Source organism: Pseudomonas sp. BF-RE-22 (assembly GCF_019956155.1).
GTDB lineage: Bacteria > Pseudomonadota > Gammaproteobacteria > Pseudomonadales > Pseudomonadaceae > Aquipseudomonas > Aquipseudomonas migulae.
In genome coordinates this window covers 12,895-34,921 of sequence record NZ_JAHBDD010000045.1, presented here as the reverse complement: position 1 = coordinate 34,921, position 22,027 = coordinate 12,895, and the positions used below count along the sequence as shown (strand labels likewise).

General features: G+C 61.8%; 16 protein-coding genes. 10 read left to right on the top strand and 6 right to left on the bottom strand.

Features of this window, described 5'->3' with window-relative positions; all coding sequences use genetic code 11:
- The first annotated feature begins 313 nt into the window (after positions 1–313).
- The 3 genes from KGA82_RS21470 to KGA82_RS21460 all read left to right on the top strand — a co-directional run bounded on the left by KGA82_RS21470 (position 314) and on the right by KGA82_RS21460 (position 3,520).
- Positions 314–1,177 carry a LysR family transcriptional regulator gene (locus KGA82_RS21470; protein ID WP_008031541.1) on the top strand — a complete coding sequence of 288 codons (864 nt, stop codon included), beginning with the start codon at positions 314–316 and terminating at the stop codon, positions 1,175–1,177.
- 106 nt (positions 1,178–1,283) lie between these two features.
- Positions 1,284–2,423, top strand: a complete 1,140-nt coding sequence (locus KGA82_RS21465; protein WP_223452407.1) for a sterol desaturase/SRPBCC family protein — start codon at positions 1,284–1,286, stop codon at positions 2,421–2,423.
- On the top strand, positions 2,420–3,520 hold the full coding sequence (locus KGA82_RS21460; RefSeq protein ID WP_223452399.1) for an SMP-30/gluconolactonase/LRE family protein: 1,101 nt from the start codon (positions 2,420–2,422) through the stop codon (positions 3,518–3,520). The genes KGA82_RS21465 and KGA82_RS21460 overlap by 4 nt, the downstream gene beginning before the upstream one ends.
- 174 nt (positions 3,521–3,694) lie before the next feature.
- Here KGA82_RS21460 and KGA82_RS21455 read toward each other — a convergent pair whose 3' ends face one another.
- From KGA82_RS21455 to KGA82_RS21440, 4 genes are all read right to left on the bottom strand, one after another.
- Positions 3,695–3,928 carry a hypothetical protein gene (locus tag KGA82_RS21455; protein WP_008031536.1) on the bottom strand — a complete coding sequence of 78 codons (234 nt, stop codon included), beginning with the start codon at positions 3,926–3,928 and terminating at the stop codon, positions 3,695–3,697.
- Positions 3,929–4,056: 128 nt separating this feature from the next.
- Positions 4,057–6,690: an excinuclease ABC subunit UvrA gene (locus tag KGA82_RS21450; RefSeq protein WP_223452390.1), complete on the bottom strand. Its 2,634-nt coding sequence runs from the start codon at positions 6,688–6,690 to the stop codon at positions 4,057–4,059.
- Between the two features lie 185 nt (positions 6,691–6,875).
- Positions 6,876–8,939 (bottom strand): PAS domain-containing sensor histidine kinase, encoded by a 2,064-nt coding sequence (locus KGA82_RS21445; protein ID WP_223452387.1) that lies wholly within the window; start codon positions 8,937–8,939, stop codon positions 6,876–6,878.
- A 289-nt stretch (positions 8,940–9,228) separates the two neighbouring features.
- Entirely contained in the window at positions 9,229–9,918 is a 690-nt protein-coding gene (locus KGA82_RS21440; RefSeq protein ID WP_008031530.1) for a GntR family transcriptional regulator, read from the bottom strand.
- A 140-nt stretch (positions 9,919–10,058) separates the two neighbouring features.
- On the opposite strand from KGA82_RS21440, the gene KGA82_RS21435 reads away from it, so the two are divergent.
- The 7 genes from KGA82_RS21435 (at position 10,059) to KGA82_RS21405 (ending at position 17,408) form a co-directional block, all read left to right on the top strand.
- Entirely contained in the window at positions 10,059–11,144 is a 1,086-nt protein-coding gene (locus tag KGA82_RS21435; protein ID WP_223452380.1) for an ABC transporter ATP-binding protein, read from the top strand.
- Position 11,145: 1 nt separating this feature from the next.
- Positions 11,146–12,063: an ABC transporter permease gene (locus KGA82_RS21430; protein WP_223452378.1), complete on the top strand. Its 918-nt coding sequence runs from the start codon at positions 11,146–11,148 to the stop codon at positions 12,061–12,063.
- The gene (locus KGA82_RS21425; RefSeq protein ID WP_008031524.1) at positions 12,060–12,848 is read left to right on the top strand and encodes an ABC transporter permease; all 789 of its coding nucleotides are present in this window, start codon (positions 12,060–12,062) and stop codon (positions 12,846–12,848) included. The genes KGA82_RS21430 and KGA82_RS21425 overlap by 4 nt, the downstream gene beginning before the upstream one ends.
- Before the next feature lie 20 nt (positions 12,849–12,868).
- Positions 12,869–13,921: an extracellular solute-binding protein gene (locus tag KGA82_RS21420; RefSeq protein WP_192417668.1), complete on the top strand. Its 1,053-nt coding sequence runs from the start codon at positions 12,869–12,871 to the stop codon at positions 13,919–13,921.
- A 131-nt stretch (positions 13,922–14,052) separates the two neighbouring features.
- Positions 14,053–15,249 carry an amidohydrolase family protein gene (locus KGA82_RS21415; RefSeq protein ID WP_223452376.1) on the top strand — a complete coding sequence of 399 codons (1,197 nt, stop codon included), beginning with the start codon at positions 14,053–14,055 and terminating at the stop codon, positions 15,247–15,249.
- Positions 15,246–16,733, top strand: a complete 1,488-nt coding sequence (locus KGA82_RS21410; RefSeq protein WP_223452374.1) for an amidohydrolase family protein — start codon at positions 15,246–15,248, stop codon at positions 16,731–16,733. Before KGA82_RS21415 ends, KGA82_RS21410 begins: the two co-directional genes overlap by 4 nt.
- Before the next feature lie 12 nt (positions 16,734–16,745).
- On the top strand, positions 16,746–17,408 hold the full coding sequence (locus KGA82_RS21405) for a flavin reductase family protein (protein ID WP_223452372.1): 663 nt from the start codon (positions 16,746–16,748) through the stop codon (positions 17,406–17,408).
- Between the two features lie 127 nt (positions 17,409–17,535).
- Here KGA82_RS21405 and KGA82_RS21400 read toward each other — a convergent pair whose 3' ends face one another.
- Both KGA82_RS21400 and KGA82_RS21395 read right to left on the bottom strand, forming a co-directional pair.
- Entirely contained in the window at positions 17,536–20,634 is a 3,099-nt protein-coding gene (locus tag KGA82_RS21400) for an error-prone DNA polymerase (protein WP_223452364.1), read from the bottom strand.
- On the bottom strand, positions 20,610–22,025 hold the full coding sequence (locus KGA82_RS21395) for a Y-family DNA polymerase (protein WP_223452357.1): 1,416 nt from the start codon (positions 22,023–22,025) through the stop codon (positions 20,610–20,612). The genes KGA82_RS21400 and KGA82_RS21395 overlap by 25 nt, the downstream gene beginning before the upstream one ends.
- Between the last annotated feature and the right edge of the window lie 2 nt (positions 22,026–22,027).

Genomic DNA, 22,027 nt, shown 5'->3' with positions numbered 1-22,027 from the left:
CGAGAGGCCGAGTGGAGGTTCTGCGTAGTGGGCAACCCGGCATGGATGCCGGGTTAGCCGCCCCCGGCCATGGATGGCCGATGGCGGCGGGCCCACGGAGCAGGACCGGAACGAGGGCATGCCGAGCATTAGCGAGGCACCGAACGAAAGGGGCAAGAGCGCTTTGGTTACTTTCGCGCTTTTCGAAAGTGACTCGCCGTAAGGGCGAAACCAATAGCCGCCGTTACCCCAAAAACGGATATACACCCAATCAAAAAATGAGCCCCCCACAGTATCCGTTTACAATGCCCACACCTCCCGCACCGGCCGCCCCATGGACATCGACCTCGCCCGCACCTTTCTGGAAATCGTCCGCCACGGCAGCCTTGCCGCGGCTGCTGAAAAACTCCACGTCACCCAGACCGCGATCACCGCACGCGTGCAGAAACTCGAAAGCCAACTGGGCAGCACACTGTTCGTGCGCAACCGCGCCGGTGCCCGTCTGACCCCGAACGGCGAAGCATTTGTGGTGTACGCCAATCAACTGGTCGAAACCTGGGACGCCGCACGACGGGACTTGCCGTTGCCTGAGGGTTACCACGACGTATTGCACATCGGTGGCGAAGTCAGCCTGTGCAACCCGTTGATGCTCAGTTGGGCCGGCGAGCTGCGGGAGAAGATTCCCAGCCACGCGCTGCGCATGGAGATCCGCGACGGCGAAAACCTGCTGCGCCAACTGGAACTGGGGGTGTTGGACGCGGCGCTGGTCTACCAACCGGAGTACTGGCCGCGCCTGCAAGTCGAACAGGTGCTGGAGGAAAAACTGGTCCTCGTGCGGTTTCCCGGTAAACCCGATCCCTATGTCTACATCGACTGGGGCCCGGATTTCCGTCGCCAGCACGATGCGGCTCTACCGGAAAAAGCCAAGGCGGCCCTGAGCTTCAACCTCGGCCCGCTGGGCTTGCAATACATCCTTGAAAACGGCGGCAGTGGCTATTTCCGTACCCGCGTGGTGCAGAGTTATCTGGAAAGCGGCGTACTGGAACAGGTGCCCAAGGCCCCGGAATTCAGCTACCCGACCTATCTGGTCTATTCCCGCGACCGCGACTCGGCAACCCTGCAACGGGCCTTCGACCTGCTGCGTCAAGTCATCCAGTCCGATGAAGACTGGTCGCAACGCTGGAACCCGCTGACCTGAGTCCGCTTTACACCGGATCATGGCGTTTGTGTCCTCAAGCTTCGGTCCGCCTTGCACGGCGGGATCGTCTAATCTGCTGGGACAACAATAACCACAGGTGACCGCAGTGAGGCAGACCACCGAGGCTTTTCGCAACCGCTATCGCGCAGACATTCATCCCCTCTACAACCCCTGGTTGCACGGCGCCTTTGTGCTGCTGTTCGGTTTGCTGGCCATCGGATTGTTCTGGAGCACCGTGCACCAGGTGCAACCGCTGGAATGGCTGGCGGTGCCGCTGACGTTATTGTTCTTCAACTTTGGCGTGTACATGGTGCATCGCCACCTGGGCCATCACAAAAAGAGCTTCGCGCGGATGTTCTATGCCCGTCATGCCGGTGACCATCACAGTTTCTTTGCGCCCGGGCACATGACCTACGACAGCGCCCGTGACTGGCGGGTAATCCTGTTTCCGGCGTGGCTGATCGTGGTCCACACACTCGTCATTACCCTGCCCGTCTGGTGGCTGCTTGAGCAGTTCGATGCCAACGTCGCCGGGCTTTTCGGTGGCTGCCTGGTCCTTGGTTACCTGACTTATGAAGTGTTTCATGCCTGCGAGCACCTGCCGCCCGAGAACCCGGTCACACGCTTGCCGTGGATCCGCCAGATGCGCCGTCTGCATGAGCTGCATCACCGTCGCGAGTTGATGCAGGAACGCAACTTCAACATCGTTTTTCCGCTGATGGACTACCTGTTCGGCACGCTCTATTGGGAGCCCGAGCCGACCTACCTGACGAGAGCGCCCATGACCAGCATGCAGCATCAGATCAACATTGCCGGCAACCCGATTGACGTGCTCGCCTACGCCAGCACCGTGACCCGTTGGCCCGAATGGCACCCGTCGTCGCTCAAGGTCGATGGTCCGGGCGGCTCGCTGCATGCCGGGGCGCGGTTCGAGGAAGACATCCGCGCCGGCGGGCGCGAGGGGCATCTGAGCTGGGTGGTCGACGAGTACCTGCCCGGTCGCCGCTGGATCGCGCGGGCTCATGGTGACAACGGACTGTCGGTGGTGGTGACTTACGAATGCACGGCCGAGGGCGATGGCACGCGGTTTGTCCGTACCCTGGATTATCAGTTCAGCGGCCTGGCAATGCGCATCGCCAATCGACTGTTGCTCAAGCGGCGCATTGACCGTGAATCGGCAGCATCGATGCAGGCCTTGCGCGAGATGGCGCACAAACACCTGACCACCGCAGGAGCCAACGCGTGAGTCGAACCGTCAAGTTTCGTCATGTCGTGTTGTTGGTGATCATGGCCATCGCGGCCTTTCTGCTGCTGATGCCGACCAAGGTGCAACCGGTGGCCTGGACTCCGCCGCCGGCACCGTCCCTCACCAGCGGCCCCTACGCCGACAATCAACGCCTCAAAGGTGTGGAGCGTGTCGGCGCGGCGGATATCGACGGGCCGGAAGCGTTGCTACTGGAAAACAATGCGCTCATTACGGGCCTGCATGACGGCCGTCTGATCCGCACCAGCCTCGACGGCGAAGCCACCAAGGTGCTGGCCGATACCGGCGGCCGACCGCTGGGCCTGGCGCGTCACCCCAATGGTTTGCTGGTGATCGCCGACGGGGTCAAGGGCTTGCTGTCGCTGGACGCCCAGGGTCGCTTGATCCCATTGACTACAGAGGCCAACAGCGTGCCCTTCGGCTTCACTGATGACGTGGTCATCGACAAGTCGGGGCACTACGCCTATTTCAGCGATGCTTCCAGCCGCTTCGGCTATGGCAGCGATGGCGACGCGATCATCGAGCATGGCGGCGACGGTCGCTTGCTGCGTTATGACTTCCAGACCGGTAAAACCACGGTCCTGCTGGATAAGCTGGAATTCGCCAACGGCGTGACGCTGGGCCCGGACGATGCCTTTGTGCTGGTGAACGAGACCGGCGCCTATCGCATCAGCCGTTACTGGCTGAGCGGACCTAAGGCCGGCACCCACGATCTGTTTATCGACAACTTGCCGGGCTTGCCGGACAACCTGGCGTTCAATGGCCGGGACCGTTTCTGGGTGGCGCTGTATGCACCGCGCAACGCCCTGCTCGATGCCACGGCGCCGCATCCCTTCGTGCGCAAGATGATTGTGCGGGCGATGACGGTCTTGCCCAAACCCATAGAGAAACGCGGGTTTGTCCTGGGGCTGGATCTGGAGGGAAAGGTGATCGCCAATCTGCAGGATGGCAGCAGCGGCAACTACTCACCGATCACCACGGTGCGTGAATATGGGGAGTGGTTGTATTTCGGCTCGTTGAAGGCCAAGCACATGGTGCGATTGCCGCTCGCCACCGCGTTGTCCCAAGCACCCAATTAACCTGTAGGAGCCGGCTTGCTGGCGATAGCAGTGTGTCATCGAACGCTATTGGTGGATGACACACCGCTATCGCCAGCAAGCCGGCTCCTACAGGTTCGGTGTCGTTCAAAAGTTAACGGGGATCCATTTCGCTATGGGGTTCTGCGTTGTCGGCTTCCTTTCGGGAGCGACACGTCAGGACGGGACCTGAAGCTGTTGGACGATCTTCTCCTTGACCTGAAAGCGCTTCTCCTTGAGCTTCTTCACTGAGTCATCGCTGGACTTGGCCTGCTCTGCCTTCACCACTTCGGCATCCGCCTGCGAATACTTGTTGATCAGTGAATCCAGTAACGGATCCTTGGTGCGTTTTTGCTGGATATCTTCCTTTGAAAGTTTCAAATCCTGATAAAGGTCGTGTGGCACCGGCATGGAACACCTCCGTTTGTTGATCGGTGGCAAACGCGATCGATTGCGTTCACCAACTATCAGAATGGCCTCGGTTGGCGGGTTCTGTCGACCGCCTATCAGACCAGCGGTGTCCGTTCGTCGTCCTGGCGCTACGTATTGAGGGTTCTGGCGAGGAACGGCGCGGTTCGGCTTTTTTTGCTGCTGGCGACTTTCTGCGGCGCGCCCGCCACCACAATCTTGCCGCCCTGATCCCCGGCCCCCGGTCCGATGTCGATCACCCAGTCACTTTGGGCTACCACGCGCATTTCATGTTCGACGACGATCACCGTGTGCCCCGCCGTCACCAGCGTGTTCAACTGTTCGAGCAAGCGATCGACATCCCGCGGGTGCAACCCGGTGGTGGGTTCGTCAAGCACGTAAAGCGTTGCCCCGCGCTGGTTGCGTTGCAGTTCGGTGGCCAGTTTGATGCGCTGAGCTTCGCCGCCGGACAACTCGGTCGCCGGTTGGCCGAGCCGCAGGTAACCCAGGCCGATATCGCGCAGCACTTCCAGTGAGCGGCGAATACCCGATTGCTCGGCAAACACTTCGACCGCTTCATCCACCGTCAATTGCAATACCTGCGCAATGCTCAATCCCTGCCAGGTAATCGCCAGCGTCTCGGGGTTGTAGCGGGCGCCATGGCAAGTCGGGCATGGTGCGTAGACGCTGGGCATGAACAACAATTCGACGCTGACAAAACCCTCGCCTTCGCAGGTCGGGCAGCGGCCCTTGGCGACGTTGAAGGAGAACTGACCGGCGTCGTAGCCTTTGGCTTGCGCCTCGGGCGTGGCGGCGTAGAGTTTGCGCACGTTGTCGAACAGCCCGGTGTAAGTCGCCAGGTTAGAACGCGGCGTGCGGCCGATGGGTTTCTGATCGACTTGCACCAGCCGCTTGATCGACTCCAGCCCTGCGCTGACCTGGCCGCCACTGACTTGCGGGGCATCGTCCTCAAGGCTCAATTCTTCTGCCTCGCTGTCACTGGCTGCACGCCCGAGATGCGCGCCCACCAGTTCCAGCAATGCCTGACTGACCAGGCTTGATTTACCGGAACCCGACACACCGGTCACCGAGGTGAAACAGCCCAGCGGAAACTCGACACTGAGGTTATTCAGGTTGTTGCGAGTGATGCCTTCCAGCCGTAGCCAATCGGCCGGCTTGCGGCTGGCTCGCGGCAGCCTGACCTGATCGGCGAACAGGTAGGCGCGGGTCTGCGAGTGCGTCACGTCGGCCAGGCCCTGCGGTGGACCGCTGTACAGAATCCGGCCGCCATGCTCGCCCGCCGCCGGCCCGACATCGATCAGCCAGTCGGCGCGGCGCATGGTTTCCAGATCATGCTCGACCACAAACAGCGTGTTGCCCGCAGTTTTCAAACGTTGCAGGGCTTCGAACAGCGCCTCGCTATCCGCCGGGTGCAGACCGGCCGACGGTTCGTCCAGCACGTAAATTACCCCGAACAACTGCGAACCCAATTGCGTCGCCAGACGCAGGCGCTGCAATTCGCCGGACGACAACGTCGGCGTGCTGCGCTCCAGTGCCAGGTAACCGAGCCCCAGGTCCGTCAACGTGCTGACCCGCTCCAGCAAATCCTGGGCGATGCGTTGCGCAGCCAGGCGTTTTTCCACCGACAGGTTCGGCGTGTGGCGCACATCCGGTGCATGGGCGTGACCACTGGCGCCGTGGGCCACTCGCTGCTCACGGGCCTCGCGGGTCTGCTCGTGGCTCAGGACCTCGCCCGCCTCATCGGCCTGGTCGAGGTAACTGTGCGCCGCCACTGGTTTCAATACGTCGGCCACTTGCAGCAACGGCATTTGCGCCAACTCGCCGATGTCAAAACCGGCAAAGGTCACCGACAACGCCTCGCGTTTCAGGCGCTTGCCGTCGCACAGCGGGCAAGGGCTGCCGAGCATGAATTGCGAGACGCGCTTCTTCATCAGTGCACTTTGCGAATGGGTGAACGTGTGCAGGATGTAGCGCCGGGCACCGGTGAAGGTGCCCTGGTAACTCGGCTCCATGTTGCGCTTGAGCGCGACTTTGGTTTCTTCGGGTGTGAGCCCGGCATACACCGGAACGGTCGGGGTTTCTTCGGTGAAAAGAATCCAGTCGCGGAGCTTTTTCGGCAGGTCGCGCCAGGGTTTATCGACGTCGTAGCCCATGGTCACGAGGATGTCCCGCAGGTTCTGTCCTTGCCACGCCGTGGGCCAGGAAGCGACCGCGCGCTGGCGAATGGTCAGGCTCGGGTCCGGGACCATCAGCGCTTCGGTGACTTCATAGACCCGGCCCAAACCATGACATTCAGGGCAGGCGCCCTGGGGCGTGTTCGGTGAAAAGTCTTCGGCGTAGAGCATCGGTTGCCCCGGCGGATAGCTGCCGGCGCGCGAATACAGCATGCGGATCAGGCTCGACAACGTGGTCACGCTGCCCACCGAAGACCGCGTGCTCGGCGTGCCCCGTTGTTGTTGCAAGGCGACCGCTGGCGGCAGGCCTTCGATGGAGTCGACATCCGGCACACCGACCTGGTCGATCAGACGCCGCGCATACGGCGCCACGGATTCGAAATAACGGCGTTGCGCTTCGGCGTACAGGGTCGAAAACGCCAGGGATGACTTCCCGGAACCGGAGACGCCGGTGAACACCACCAGCGCATCACGGGGGATATCGACGTCGATGTTCTTGAGGTTGTGTTCACGGGCCCCGCGTACCCTGACCATGCCGGAAGGAGGATTTGAGGTGCGCTTTGAAGTCATCAGGTGGCCTTGATCAAAAAGTTCGAAGGATTAACGCATTGCCAGGAATTTACGCAGATCCAATTGTAGGAGCCGGCTTGCTGGCGATAGCGGTGTGTCAGGCGATATCTTTATCGGCTGGCAGGACGCCATCGCCAGCAAGCCGGCTCCTACAGGGTTCGGTGTTCAGCCGTCCGATTGTGGGTTCAGCCGTTGAGGACGGTGCGGACCATTCGGGTCAGCGCCTCGGGACCATAGGGTTTGCTCAGCAAAAAAGTGTCGGGGCTGAGCTGGTGATTGCGCGAAATAATGTCACGAGTGTGGCCGGACGTGAACAGTACGGCCACCGGTGGCGTTTGCACTTTGGCCCAGGCGGCAAGGTCCGAGCTTTTGATCAGGCCGGGCATGACCACGTCGGTGAAAATCAGCTGAACCACCACGCCATCGAGCAACATCTGCATGGCGGCATCACCGTTGGCGGCGGTCAGGACCTGATAGCCCTCCTCGCTCAATAACTCCACCGCCGACGCGCGCACCGCTTCATTGTCCTCGACCACCAAAATGGTTTCATGCCCACCGCGTTGCTGCGTGTCATGGGTCGCTGTTTCACTGAGCAACGGGCGCAGGCTGCGTGGAAAATACAACTGCACGCGCGTGCCCTGCCCCTCGACGCTGGACATCTCGATGTGCCCGTCACTCTGTTTGACGAAACCGAACACCATGCTCAACCCCAACCCCGTACCCTGACCATCGGCCTTGGTGGTGAAAAACGGTTCAAACGCTTGCGCGAGCACATGCGGTGGCATACCAAGGCCGGTATCCGCCACGGCGACACGCACGTAATCGCCAGGCGAAATACCTTTGCCCGCACAAAACTTGCGGTCGAGGGTAACGTTCTCGGCGCTCAATTCAATGGTGCCTTCGCCCGCCATGGCGTCACGGGCATTGATCGCGAGATTGAGAATGGCGTTTTCCAGTTGGTTGCGATCGACGTTGATGTGCCACGACGCTTGAGGCAACCGCACATCGATCTGGATGGTTTCGCCCAGCGCCCGTTGCAGCAACTCGCCCAGGCCTTCGAAGATCTGTCGTGGGTCGCAGACCGCCGGCGACAGCGGCTGACGGCGGGCGAAAGCGAGCAATTGCGAAGACAGTTTCGCGCCCCGCTCCACCGCCGCAATCGACGCCGAGACCCGACGCTGCACGTTGGCATTGTCCGGTTCATGCCGCGCCAGCAGGTGCAGGTTGCCGGCGATCACTTGCAGCAGGTTATTGAAGTCATGGGCCACGCCCCCCGTGAGACCGCCGATGGCTTCGAGCTTCTGCGACTGGCGCAGTTGCTCTTCCGCCGCCAGCCGCGCTTCGACTTCGTCGGCGACGCGCTGCTCAAGGTTTCGGGTGAATTTGAGCAGGGACTCTTCGGCGGTCTTGCGTTCGTGGATGTCGATCAATACGCCGGGAAAGCGGAACGGCTCACCCTGCTCATCGAATTCGCAGCAACCGCTGGCCTGCACCCACAGGTAACTGCCGTCGGGACGCAGGACCCGATATTCGGCGTTGAAAGGCTCACCGGTGGTGATGGATTGATTGACTTGCTCATTGACCCAACTGCGGTCGTCGGGATGAATCCGCGCTTCGGCGAACTCCGTTGGCAGGTTGCCCAGATCATGCTCGGCCGGGAAGGAAAAGGTCCGGGCAAAGCGTTCATCGCCGGAGAGCCGATTGCCTTTGATGTCCCAGACGAACGAGCCGAGCAAGGCACCGGCATTCAACGCCAGGCGCACCCGTTCATTGTCGGCGCGGTAGGCGTCTTCGGCCTCCTGGCGCCGGCGTTCGGAGATCACATGCTCCGTGGTTTCGACCACCATCGCCATGACCCCGGCCGGCGTCCCCTCGTCATTCGCCACCGGGCTGTAATAGAGGTCCAGCCAGACGTTTTCGGGGACGCCGTCGCGCAACAGCACCAGCTCTTTGTTGCGATAGGACAACGTGCCGCCCGCCAGGCAAGTGTCGACTACGTGACGATTGAATTCGGCGACTTCCGGCCAGCCCAGCTCCACCGGAGAACCCAACAGATAAGGATGTCGGCCTCCGGCGAACGACGAGTACGCATCGTTATAGATCATGTAGCCGGGGCGGCCCCAGAGCATCACCATCGGCAGCGGCGACGCGAGCAACAATTGCACCGCGCTGCACAGGCTGGCGGGCCAGGTCTCCAGGCTTCCCAGTTCAGTGCGACGCCAGTCGAACGCACGGATGCGTCCGGCCATTTCACCGTTCCATCCAGCACACCCGTGGCTATCGTCTAGAAACTGCATCGACTGGCTCTGTGTCCTGTGATTGGCGCCCGTTTGTTTCGAGCACTGCGGATGCCAATGGTTTCATAGAGGTTAGCTGATTCTGACGGCAATCTTTGCCCACCACAGATCCCTGTGGGAGCGAGACCGGCTTGCCGGCGATGAGGGCGTGACAGTCAGCATCCTCGTTGCATGTTATGCCGTCATCGCCGGCAAGCCGGTCTCGCTCCCACAGGTACCCAGTCAGGTTTGAGTTTTGTGATCAAACCTCAATCAGGTGTTTGAGCGGGTGATACCCCGTCTTCAACGTGGCGGCGACGTCCAGGATCGCCTTCTCGATGCCGTTCAAATGGATGCAGGTCAGTTCGATGGCGGCGCTCTGGTTGCCGGCCTCGATGTACTCGATCAGGCGCAGGTGCTCATCGTCGCGGCAGGCTTCGTGACTGTCGTCGTCCAGCGCGGCGGCGTACAGCGAGGCGCGGGAGATCAGTTTGCGGAACCAGTCCAGCAACACCGGATTGTTCAGGCTTTGCGCGAGTTTGATGTGGAACTCGCCGAGCAGATGGATCAGCCGTTCGTGGTCGCCGTTGCGGTGCGCTTCATCCTCGAGCAACAGGTGATCGCGCAGGTCCCGGGTCACGGCGGTGTCACGACGCCGGCAGAGTTCGGTGACGATGCCGATCTCGATCAGGCGTCGCGTTTCAAACAGCGAACGGATCTCTTCATCGCTGGGCAACGACACCGATGCACCCTTATTGGGCTCGGTCGTCACCAATCCATCCGCCTCCAATTGCTTGAGCGCGGCACGAACCGACGTTCGGCTGACATTAAAAAGTTCGGCCAGCGAAGTCTCCCCAAGCTTCATGCCAGGACGCAACGAACGCTTGCTGATCGCCTCGTAAACCCCTTGGTAGACGCGGTCGACCGTGGTCTCGAGTTTCTTCTCGGTCATTTCAACACTCCTTTAGCGCTAAACAACCGGCCCCAGGCGATGAGCAGCCTTTGAAAAAGGGGGTTGCACGAGCAGATTAATCCGGTTATTTGTAGATTGCATCCAGATATTGCATACAATAATTAGAGGATTGCACCATTATGGGTCAACCAATAGCAATCGAAGTGCGTAACGTCTCCAAGCGGTATTCCGACGATCCGGGGCTGGCTCCAGCCCTCGACAACGTGTCAGTCGACATTGCCGACAACGAATTCTTCACCCTGCTCGGCCCGTCCGGCTGTGGCAAAACCACCCTGCTGCGCACCATCGCTGGTTTCGAACACGTCAGCGATGGCGAAATCCGTCTCGCCGGCGAACCGGTCAACGAGCTGCCGCCGTTCAAGCGCCGGGTCAATACCGTCTTCCAGAGCTATGCGCTGTTTCCGCACATGAGCGTCGCGCAGAATATCGCCTTCGGGCTCGAGATGCAGGGCCTTGATCACAAGGTTATTCCTCGGCGTGTCGATGAGATGCTGGCGCTTGTGCAAATGCAACACCTGGCCAGACGCAAACCCGCCGAGTTGTCCGGTGGCCAGCAACAACGCGTGGCTCTGGCGCGCGCCTTGGCGCCAAAACCGAAAGTGTTGCTGCTCGACGAACCCCTGTCGGCGCTCGACCTCAAGCTGCGTAAAGAGATGCAGGTCGAACTCAAGCGCGTGCAGAAGGAAGCCGGGATCACCTTCATTTTCGTCACCCACGATCAGGAAGAAGCCCTGACCCTGTCTGACCGCATTGCCGTGATGTCCGCCGGCAAGATCCTGCAGATCGGCACCCCCAACGATATTTACGAACGGCCGCAGCATCAGTTCGTCGCCCAGTTCATCGGCGACATCAATTTCCTGCCCGGTCATCTCAAACGCGGCCAGCAGAACGAAAAACTCTTCGTGCCCAGCGGTATGCCGGTGGAGATCCCCTGCCCGGCCCAGGGTTTCGACGGCAACAACGTGCAACTGGCGTTCCGCCCGGAGCGCTCGCAACTGGTCGACGTCGGGCAGCCTCATCACCTGCGCGGGGTGATCGAAGCGGTGTTGTATGTCGGCACCGCGACGCTTTATCAGTGCCGCTTGAACAACGACATCAAGGTCATGTTGCGCGAGAACAACGAAGGCCTGAACCGTGGCCGGGTGGTCGGTGATCGTGTCGCGGTCAATCTGCCGCCCCACGCCTGCCTGTTGATGGAGGCCTGAGATGAGCGTCAGCAGCACTTCCCCCGCTCTCAACCGCGCGCTGTTGCTCAGCCCGGTGGTTCTGACTTTGCTGGCACTGATCGCGATTCCGCTGGGCATCATGGGCTACATCAGCCTGTTGCCGCGCAACGTCTACGGCGGCGTCGACTGGCAAGCCAACTGGCAATTGCAAAGCTACGTGCAGCTGTTTTTCCAGGAAGGATTCGACGGTGAACTGGAGCTGAACTGGGTCTACGCCCAAGCCTTGTTGCGCTCGGTGTTCCAGGCTGGCGGCACGACGCTGTTGTGTTTCCTGTTCGGCTTCCCGGTGGCGTTGTGGATGTCGAGCCTGACCCCGCGCCGGCGCAACCTCATGGTCTTGCTGATCACCATTCCGTTCTGGACCAACCTGCTGATCCGCAACTACGCGTGGCTGATCATCCTGCGTGAACACGGTTGGGTCGCGCAGAGCCTCAACACGCTGTTCCCGCAGGCGGGCGGCATCACCCTGCTCTACAACGACTTCGCCGTCAGCGTCGGGCTGGTTTATAGCTTCCTGCCGTTCATGATTTTGCCGATCTATTCGACCCTGGAAAAACTCGACTGGCGCCTGGTGGAAGCGGCCTACGACCTGGGCGCCAACCGCTGGCACGCGTTGAAGCGAATCATCCTGCCGCTGTCGATGCCCGGCGTGATTGCCGGCGCGCTGCTGGTGTTCGTGCCGAGCCTCGGCGCCTTCATCACCCCGGCGATTCTCGGCGGCGGCAAGACGCTGATGATCGGCAACCTGATCCAGCAACAGTTCGGCACCGCGCGCAACTGGCCGCTGGGCAGTTCGCTGTCGTTCCTGTTGCTGGGGATTCTGCTGCTGTCGCTGGTGGGTTACGCCCTCTATAGCCGCAGCGCCGCCAAAACTCTACGCCGGGGAGCCATCGCATGATTGCCCTGCACCTGAAAAAACTGCCGCTGACCCGCGAAGTCAGCCTGCTGATCCTCGCGTACCTGTACGTACCGATCTTCGTGCTGATCGCCTACAGCTTCAACGCCAACCGTTCGGCGACGGTGTGGACCGAGTTTTCGTTCGCCTGGTACGGGCGGATTCTGGCCAACCCGTCGATCCAGACCGCAGCGCTGAACTCGATCATCGTCGCCAGCATCGCCACGGTCTGCGCCACGGCCATTGCGCTGCTCGCGGCGCTGGCGACTTACCGGCCGTTCTACGGGCAGAAAATGGTCGAGGGCGGGATCAACCTGCCGCTGATCCTGCCGGAGATCGTCACCGCTGTTGCCACCCTGCTGCTGTTCATGGCGCTGGGGATCAAGCTCGGTTTGCTGACGGTGATTGTCGCGCACGTCGGCTTCTGCATTCCCTTCGCGTACCTGCCGATTCGCGCGCGGCTCAATGATCTCGACAAAAGCCTGCTGGAGGCAGCGAACGATTTGTACGCCAACCCGTGGCAGGTGTTTCGCCGGGTGACGTTACCGCTGTTGTGGCCGGCGGTTTTGTCCGGTTCGGTGCTGGCGTTCGTGGTCAGCCTCGACGATTTCATCATGACGTTCTTTGTCGCCGGGCCGGGTTCGACGACCTTGCCGGTGTACATCTTCTCGGCGATCAAGGCCGGCGTGACGCCGGAGATCAACGCGATCTCGACCCTGATGCTGGTGATTTCCATCGTGCTGGTGGTGCTGGCCTTCTGGCTGGGACAGCGCGGCAAAAACCAATAAATCCTGGAGCGCACAAAAACATGAAAATGAAAAAACTGTGTTTCGCCGTCACCGGTCTGGCCCTGAGTTGCTTCACCGCGTTCAGCGCACAGGCCGCCGAGCCCAAGGAGTTGTTCTTCTACAACTGGACCGATTACTACCCGGTGGACCTGCTGGCCAAATTCGAAAAGGAGACCGGCATCAAGGTCACCATGGACGGTTACGACAGCAACGAAACCCTGCTGGCCAAATTGCAGGCCGGTGGTGCGGCGTATGACGTGATCGTGCCGTCGCAGTCGATCATGCGCACGCTGATCAATCAGAACCTGCTGCTGGAAATCGACGCATCGACCCTGCCCAATTTCCAGCACGTCAAACCGGCGTTCCGCGACCCGAGCTTCGACCCCGGTCGCAAGTTCTCGGCGCCGTACCTGTGGGGCACCACCGGGTTCTCCTATGACAGCGCACGCGTGCCGGGCGGCAAACTGGACGATTCGTGGAAGGAGTTCTTCGAGCCACGCAAGGAACTGCAAGGCCAACTCGCCGCGCTCGACACCTCCAGCAGCGTGATCAACGCCGCCAGCCACTATCTGAACGTCGACGAATGCAGCGAAAACCCGCAGGACGCCAAACGCATTCTGGAACTGCTGCAAAAGCAGAAACCGTTCCTGAAGATGTACAGCTCGGACAACACCGTCGACCGCATGGCCTCCGGTGAAGTGATCATGATGCAGAACTGGAACGGCTCCACCGCCCGGGCCACGTTGCAGAAGAGCAGCATCAAGTACGTGTATCCGCGCGAAGGCCTGGCGATGTTCCAGGACAACTTCGCCGTACCGAAAAGCGCGCCGCACCCCGGCAACGCGAAGATCTTCATCGACTGGATGATGAAACCGGAAAACGCCGCCGCCGTGTCCAATGCGATCGCCTATGCCAACGGCATTCAGAGCGACAAGCTGATCGACGCCAAATGGCGGGTGATGGACGCGATCAACATGCCCGACGAGTTCGCCTCGCGCCTGCGCCCTGAGAAAGAGTGCAGCAACAAGGCGCGTGAGCTGCAGGACCGGATCTGGTCGAAGCTCAAGGGCTGATTGCTCGGCTTGAGACCGAGTTGCGGCCTTCGCGGGCAAGCCTCGCTCCTACAAGAGCAGCGCAGGACCTGTAGGAGCGAGGCTTGCCCGCGAAGAGGCCCGCCCAAACACCACAAAACTCGAGGTATGCAATGAATCACCCCCGCTGGCTGCGTAACGTGCGGCCCTACGGTTCCACCGCCGAAGACCTGCTGATCGAAAACGGCCTGTTCAAACAACGCCGTCCGGCATCGTCCACGCCACTGAATGCCACCGACATCGATGGCCAGAACCAGCTCCTCACCCCGGCCCTGGTGGAAAGCCACGTTCACCTCGACAAAACCCTCTGGGGCCAACCCTGGCGCCCGAACAGCGCCGGGCCGACGCTCAAGGACTACATCGCCAACGAGCGCCGCGTGCTGCGTGAAGTTCAGAGCCCTATCGCCGAACGTGCCGGCGCCCTGCTGGAAAACTGCATCGCCCGTGGTTCGCTGACCATGCGTTGCCACGTCGACATCGACCCGGATTTCGGCCTGCGTCATGTCGAAGCCATGCAACAACTGCGCGAACGCTACCGCGACCTGATCGACCTGCAACTGGTGGTATTCCCGCAAACCGGCCTGATCAGCCGCCCCGGCACCGCCGAGCTGATGCGCGAGGCCATGGCCCTGGGCGTGGAAAACGTCGGGGGCCTCGACCCGTGCGGCATCGACAACGACCCCGTCGCCCAACTGGATTTCGTGTTCAAACTGGCCAGTGAATTCGACCGTGGTGTCGATATTCACCTGCACGACAAAGGTGAACTGGGCCTGTGGCAAATCGCGCTGATCGCCGATTACACCGAGCATTTCGGGCGCCATGGCCGAGTGATGATCAGCCACGCCTATTGCCTCGGGATGTTGCCTTGGAGCCAGGTCAAACCCGTGGCCGAACGCTTGGCGGCGTTGGGCATTTCGTTGATGAGTTCGGCACCGGCCGATTGTGCGGTGCCGCCGTTCCTGGCGTTGCGCGAGGCCGGGGTCAACGTGTGCCTGGGTTCGGACGGCATCCGCGACGCCTGGTCGCCCATGGGCAACGGCGACATGCTGGAACGGGCGATGCTGCTGGCGTTCCGTTTCGACTTGAACAAGGACGAGGAACTGGCGGCGGCGTTTGCAGCGGCGACGGTGAATGGTGCGCTGGCGTTGGGCTGCGAGGATTATGGCGTGGAGCTCGGTCAACCGGCGGACTTCCTGTTGATGCCGGTGCAGACGCTGGGTGAAGCCGTGGTGGCTCGGCCTCTGCGACAGGTCTATCGGCGCGGCGAGCTGATTGCCGCAGGTGGTCGACTGCTGGAAAGCCGGTTGTGAAGCGCATCGGCCTGAAAAGCAGCTGCGTGGTCGGCTTCGACGGCACGCAGCATGTGCTGTGGCGCGACGGCGAAGTGGTGTTCGAGAGCTCGCGCATTGTGTTTGTCGGGCGTGGTTATTCGGGGCCGGTGGATCAATGGGTCGATTACGGCAACGCGCTGATCGGTCCCGGCTTCATCGATCTGGATGCACTCGGTGACCTCGATTCCACGGTGCTGACGCTGGACAACGGCGATGAACGCGACATGGGGCGGATGTGGTCCGAGGACTATCTGGCGGCAGGTCCGCGGGAGAGTTACAGCGCGGATGAAGAGGTTTTCAAATACCGCTACGCCTTCACGCAACTGATCCGTAATGGCATCACCACCGCCATGCCGATCACCTCAATGTATTACCGCGAGTGGGCCGAGACCTACGACGAATTTGCTGCGGTGGCCGGCGTGGCGGCCGAGCTGGGACTGCGGACTTACCTCGGGCCCTGCTACATGAGTGGCATGAGTTATTGGCGCGCCGATGGCCGCCTCGGGCATCACTGGGATGAAGCGCGGGGCCTGGCCGGGCTCGACGCTGCGGCCCGTTTTTTCCAGGATTTCGACGGTTCACATGACGGTTTGATTCGCGGCGCGCTGCTGCCGGATCGCATCCAGACCTGCACCCCGGCGCTGTTGCAACGCACTGCCGCACTGAGTCGCGAGCTGAATGCGCCGATGCGCTTGCATTGCTGTCAGGGGCTCGGCGAAGTGGCGATGGTCGAGCAGTTGCGGGGCGTTTCGCCGCTGGCCTGGCTGGAGCAGTTGAACCTGCTGACCCCGCGCAGCCTGTTGCCCCACGGCATTTACACCCAAGGTGATGCAGACCTGCAACGGCTGGTGGATGGCGGCGCGAGCCTGGTGTATTGCCCGGTGGTGTTTGCCCGGGACGGCGAAGCGCTGAACTCGTTCGGACGCTATCGGGCCAAGGGCATCAACTTTGCGCTGGGCACCGACACCTGGCCGGCGGACCTGCTGGAGAACATGCGTCAGGGGTTGAACATCGCTCGCTTGATGGAGGGCGGCGGTTCGCTGACCAGCGCCCTGGATTTTTACAACGCGGCCACGCTCGGGGGCGCCAAGGCGTTGGGGCGTGACGACATCGGTCGTCTGGCACCGGGAGCCAAGGCCGACATCACGGTATTCAGCCTTCGCGGCCTGCACCTCGGGCCGCTGTTCGACCCCTTGAAAAACCTGGTGCTGGCCGGACGCGGTGATGACTGCATCGCCAGCTACATCGACGGCCGCTGCGTGATGCAGGACGGGCAGGTTCAAGGCGCTGACTACCCCGCCCTTCAACGCCAGGCCCAACGACAATTCGAAACACTGATGCGCAGCCACAGCGATCGAGCCTTCGGTCGACCGGACTGGAAAAGCCTGTTCAAACCGGCCATCCCGTTCGCCGATGACTACAGCGCACAAGCGCCGCTGAGCGCGATTGATCCCCTTCCTTAGAGATTTCTGCCCATGCAAAGCTTCGACTTCAGCACCCTCAGTGCGCGGGACAAATACAAGATTCTGATCGGCAGCGTAGTGCCTCGGCCCATCGCGCTGGTCACCACGGTTGATGGCGAAGGTCGGATCAACGCCGCGCCGTTCAGCTTCTTCAATGCGCTGTCCGCCGACCCGCCGATCCTCGCACTGGGTGTGGAAAACTATGGGGACCAGAGCCCCAAGGACACCACGCGCAACATCCAGCTCAATCAGGAATTCACCGTCAATATCGTCAGTGATGCGCTGGTGGAAGCGATGAACGTCTGCGCCGTGCCTTTCGCTCCCGGGTTCGACGAACTGACCGCCGCCGGACTCACTGCGATTCCCGGCACCACGGTCAAATGCCCGCGGATCGGCGAGGCGCCCGTGGCGCTGGAATGCCGACGGATGATGGCGCTGTCCATCGGGCAGTCGCGGGAGATCATCTTCGGCGAAGTGCTGATGGCGCATGTGCGGGATGAACTGATCGACCCGAAAACCCTGTACATCGATCAGCTGGGGCTTGATGCGATCGGGCGAATGGGTGGGCATGGGTATGCGCGCACGCGGGATTATTTCGATTTGCCGACCCGGTCGTTGCAGGCGTGGACGGATGCGCCGGGTGGTGGCGAGCGGTTTTGGCCAGAGGCTAAATAATCAGAAAGTCACCACAACCTGTAGGAGCCGGCTTGCTGGCGATGGCGTCATCACGGCCACCACCGCTTCGCCAGCAAGCCGGCTCCTACAGGTTCGGTGTTGTTCAGAAAATTAACGGCATGATCCTTCAGTGGAAATCCCGGCTGCGTACGTTGATGCCATCCAGTAGCGGACTCAGGTCGCTCAAGCGTCCGGCAATCAAATGCCGCACCTCGCCTTCCTTCTCCCAGCGCCCGTCGACCTTGAGCAACTGCGAGCCGACCAACACCTGCCGTTGCCGGTCGGCCAGGTCGCGCCAGACCACCACGTTGACGTTGCCGAACTCGTCTTCAAGGGTGACGAAAGTCACGCCACTGGCCGTGCCCGGACGCTGCCGACCGGTCACCAGCCCGGCGACGCTGACCGGGCGGCCATGCTCGACGTCCAGCAACTCCCGCGAACTGCGACAGCGCCGGGCTTTCAACTCACCCCGCAACAAGGCCAGTGGATGCGGGCCGAGGGTGGTGCCGAGACTGTTGTAATCCGCCAGCAGGTCTTCGCCCACCGTGGGTTTGGGCAATGCCACCGCGTCCTCTTCCTGGCTCGGCAAACCGGCGAACAAGCCCAATTGCTTCTGCACCCCCGCCACTTCCCAGCGTGCTCGATGACGATCACCGGCCAGCCCACGCAACGCGCCGGCATCGGCCAGTTGCTCCTGCGCACGGGCATCGAGCCGCGCCCGTTCGCCGAGGTCGGCGATGTCGATAAACGCCCCCTTGGACCTCGCGGCTTCGATACGCCGCGCATCGTCTTCGCGAAAACCCTTGATCATCCGCAGCCCCATGCGAATCGCCGGCTGCGCACCGATGACGGGTTCGAGGCTGCAATCCCAGTCGCTGGCGCGCACGTCCACCGGGCGGATCTGCAAATGATGCCGGCGCGCATCCTGCAGAATCTGGTCCGGGCTGTAGAAACCCATGGGCCAGCTGTTGATCAGCGCACAGGCGAAGGCCGCCGGTTCGTGGCATTTCAACCAGCAACTGGCATAGGTCAGCAAGGCAAAACTGGCGGCGTGGGACTCGGGGAATCCGTAGCTGCCGAAGCCTTTGATCTGCTCGAAAATCTGCGCGGCGAATTCGGGTGTGTAGCCGTTTTTCTTCATTCCGGCGGCCAGACGATCCTTGTGTGGTTCCAGTCCGCCATGGCGTTTCCAGGCGGCCATGGAACGGCGCAATTGATCGGCTTCACCGGGGCTGTAGTCGGCAGCAACGATGGCGATCTGCATCACCTGCTCCTGGAACAGCGGTACGCCGAGCGTGCGCTTGAGTACCGCTTCCAATTCTGGAGACGGGTAAGTCTCGGGCTCCTGTTTGTTCCGCCGTCGCAGGTACGGATGCACCATGCCACCCTGGATCGGCCCCGGCCTGACGATCGCCACTTCGATCACCAGGTCATAAAACTTCCGGGGTTTAAGCCTCGGCAGCATCGACATCTGCGCCCGGGACTCGATCTGGAACACGCCAATGGTGTCCGCATGACCAATCATGTCGTAGGTTTGCGGGTCTTCGGACGGGATCGTCGCCAGGCTTAAATCAAGGTTGCGGTGCCGTCGCAGCAGATCAAAGCAGCGGCGGATGGCGCTGAGCATGCCCAGCGCAAGAATATCGACCTTGAGCAAACCGACCGCGTCCAGATCGTCCTTGTCCCACTGGATGATGGTGCGCTCGGCCATGGCGGCGTTTTCCACCGGCACCAGACTGTCCAGCGGCTGTTCGGAAATGACGAAACCGCCCGGGTGCTGGGACAGGTGCCGGGGAAAACCGATCAGTTGCCCGGTCAGGCTCAGCACCCGGCGCAACACCGGGCTCTCGGGATCGAAACCGCCTTCACGCAGGCGCTCCACTGGTGGTGTTTCATCACTCCAGTGGCCGCAGCAATCGGCCAGGGCATTGATCTGGTCCGGCGGCAAACCCAACGCCTTGGCCACATCGCGTACCGCGCCGGCCGCGTGGTAGGTGCTGACCACGGCGGTCAGCGCCGCACGGGTCCGGCCATAACGCTGGAACACATACTGCAAGACTTCTTCGCGTCGCTCGTGCTCGAAATCGACGTCGATGTCCGGCGGCTCGTTGCGCTCTTTGGAGAGAAAGCGCTCGAACAACAGCGTGGTGCGATCCGGATCGATTTCCGTGATTCCCAAGGCATAACAGACCGCCGAGTTGGCGGCTGAACCACGGCCCTGACAGAGGATTTTTTGCTCACGAGCAAACCGGACGATGTCGTGAACCGTCAGGAAATAACTTTCGTAGCCCAGTTCGGCAATCAGCTCCAGTTCCTTGTCGATCTGTTTGAGCACCTTGGCTTGCGGGCCTTTCGGCCAGCGCCAAGCGATCCCCTCTTCGGTCAAATGACGCAACCAGGACGAGGCCGTCTGGCCTTCGGGCACCAGCTCCCGGGGATACTGATATCGCAACTGGCCAAGGTCGAAGGTGCAACGCCGGGCGATGGTCAACGTTTCATCGAGCAATGCTTGCGGGTAGATCGATTGCAACACGTCGAGGCTGCGCAGATGCCGTTCGCCGTTGGGGTGCAGGCGCAACCCGGCCTCGGCCACCGGCAGGTGATGACGGATCGCAGTCATGGTGTCCTGCAAGGCGCGCCGCCCGCGCGTGTGCATGTGCACATCGCCGCTGGCCACTGCCGGGATTCGCAGCTCCCTTGCCAACGTCATCAGCGCACTCAATCGCCCGGTATCATCCTGGCCGCGATGTAACTGGACCGCCAGCCACAAGCGTTCGGCGAAGGTTTGCTTCAGCCAGTGACCGGTTTGAAAATCATCCGGCGCATCCGGCACCCACAACGCCAACAGCCCCGGCAAAGGCTCGCTGAAATCCTCCCGCAGCACCTGATACTGGCCTTTGTGCGAACGACGCCGCGCCCGGGTAATCAGCCGGCACAGGTTTTGGTAGCCCTCAAGGCTCTCCACCAGCAGCACCAGTTTCGGACCGTCCTCGATGCGCACTTCGCTGCCGATGATCAGCGACAGTTCCACGGATTTGGCCGCTTGCCAGGCGCGGACAATGCCCGCCAGCGTGCATTCGTCGGTGATCGCCAGCGCCTGATAGCCCAGTTTTTTCGCCCGCTGAAAAAGTTCGAGGGCGCTGGAGGCGCCACGCTGGAAACTGAAGTTCGACAGGCAGTGCAGCTCGGCATAATCAATGCTCATGCGAACCAGCCCTGCAACCACAACGGGCCGTCCTCACCGACCGTACGATAGGCCCAGCCCTGTTGGCCGGAACGGGTTTCGATCAGGTAGTAGTCGCGGCGCACATCGGCGCCGTCCCACCAACCGGACTCGATGCGTTCCGGGCCCATGAGGATGCGCGTCGAACCTTCGTGTACCGCTTGCGGCTCCGTCAGCAACCAGCCCGGACGCTGCACGCCAGGCATCACCGCGCAGCGCTGGCTCTCGGCACTGGCCTGCCACGCGCACTCCGGCCGGTGATCGGCCTGGAACCGCAAGCCCTGCACCGCGTCATCCCCCAACCGCGCGCGCAAGCGTTCGCGCAGTTGTTCCCAGGGCAAGGACTGCTGCGGACGATCATCGAACAGCTCCTGATACTGCGGAACGAAGGCCGGCAAGTCTTCGGCGCGCAAACGAAAACCGCGCACCGGCGCCTCGACCTGAACCTGTTCCAGCCGCCCTCGGGCCAGTTCGAAGAGCATCGCCGGATCGCGCTCGGCGCTGAGCAGGCCGACCTTGATCACGCTGTCCGGCAAGCCGGCATGTTCCAGATGCAGGTCAAAACGCTGCACACCGCTGTCGCGGCCGCACAGGAACGCCGACAGATCGCCGGTCAGCCGACGTAACGGAAACAGCAGCGCCTGATGGGATTGCACGTCGAAATTGAGCTCGATGCGCACATCGAAGCGGTCCGGCGGCAGGTAGAACGCCAGCGCCAGCCGTCGTTCGCCAGACAGCGCGTCCAGATGCTTGAGCACCTGGGCCTCGAAACGCCGGGCCAGACTCTGTCGCGGTAACGCCTGCACCTGGCTCAAGGTGCGCAACCCCATGCGCGACAACGCCGTGGCCACCGCTGGCTCCAGAGCGATCCGGTCGACAGGCAATTGCCCCAGATGATGCTGCAAGGCTTGAGCGTCCGGCACCACCAGACCGTCATACGCATTGGCCAATACCCGCGCCGCCACCGGGTTGGGCGCGGCAACAATCCGATGACGAAAGCCCAGTTCGCCGAGTTCGGTGCGCAAGCGCGCTTCGAATTGCGGCCAGTCGCCAAACAGTCCCAGGCTGGACTCGATTTCAAACACCACCGCACGCGGGTAATGCACGCTGACCTGGGAGCTGAAGCGGTAGGCCCAGGCCGCGAGAAACTGCTGCCAGTGCTCGATCTCGGCGGCGTCGTATTCCGCCGTGACAAAGTCTTTGCTCAAGGCCTGCGCGGCAGTCATCGACATGCCCGGGCACAAGCCCAGCGCCCGCGCCGAAGCGTTGACCGCCTGCAACACCCGACGCTGCGCCGGACCGGTCAGCAGCGCCAGCGGCTCATCGGGATCGGGGCGCTGACGCAGTACCGCGTCCAGCGCCAATTGCGGGAAGAGAATGCACACCCAGCGCATGG

What these genes read in the sequence shown, in the direction of transcription:
- KGA82_RS21445 (WP_223452387.1), bottom strand. Translation starts at nt 8,939, where the DNA reads ATGGCCGGACGCATCCGTGCGTTCGACTGGCGTCGCACTGAACTGGGA.
- KGA82_RS21420 (WP_192417668.1), top strand. Translation starts at nt 12,869, where the DNA reads ATGAAAATGAAAAAACTGTGTTTCGCCGTCACCGGTCTGGCCCTGAGT.
- KGA82_RS21415 (WP_223452376.1), top strand. Translation starts at nt 14,053, where the DNA reads ATGAATCACCCCCGCTGGCTGCGTAACGTGCGGCCCTACGGTTCCACC.
- KGA82_RS21405 (WP_223452372.1), top strand. Translation starts at nt 16,746, where the DNA reads ATGCAAAGCTTCGACTTCAGCACCCTCAGTGCGCGGGACAAATACAAG.
- KGA82_RS21450 (WP_223452390.1), bottom strand. Translation starts at nt 6,690, where the DNA reads ATGACTTCAAAGCGCACCTCAAATCCTCCTTCCGGCATGGTCAGGGTA.
- KGA82_RS21455 (WP_008031536.1), bottom strand. Translation starts at nt 3,928, where the DNA reads ATGCCGGTGCCACACGACCTTTATCAGGATTTGAAACTTTCAAAGGAA.
- KGA82_RS21425 (WP_008031524.1), top strand. Translation starts at nt 12,060, where the DNA reads ATGATTGCCCTGCACCTGAAAAAACTGCCGCTGACCCGCGAAGTCAGC.
- KGA82_RS21430 (WP_223452378.1), top strand. Translation starts at nt 11,146, where the DNA reads ATGAGCGTCAGCAGCACTTCCCCCGCTCTCAACCGCGCGCTGTTGCTC.
- KGA82_RS21395 (WP_223452357.1), bottom strand. Translation starts at nt 22,025, where the DNA reads ATGCGCTGGGTGTGCATTCTCTTCCCGCAATTGGCGCTGGACGCGGTA.
- KGA82_RS21440 (WP_008031530.1), bottom strand. Translation starts at nt 9,918, where the DNA reads ATGACCGAGAAGAAACTCGAGACCACGGTCGACCGCGTCTACCAAGGG.
- KGA82_RS21435 (WP_223452380.1), top strand. Translation starts at nt 10,059, where the DNA reads ATGGGTCAACCAATAGCAATCGAAGTGCGTAACGTCTCCAAGCGGTAT.
- KGA82_RS21470 (WP_008031541.1), top strand. Translation starts at nt 314, where the DNA reads ATGGACATCGACCTCGCCCGCACCTTTCTGGAAATCGTCCGCCACGGC.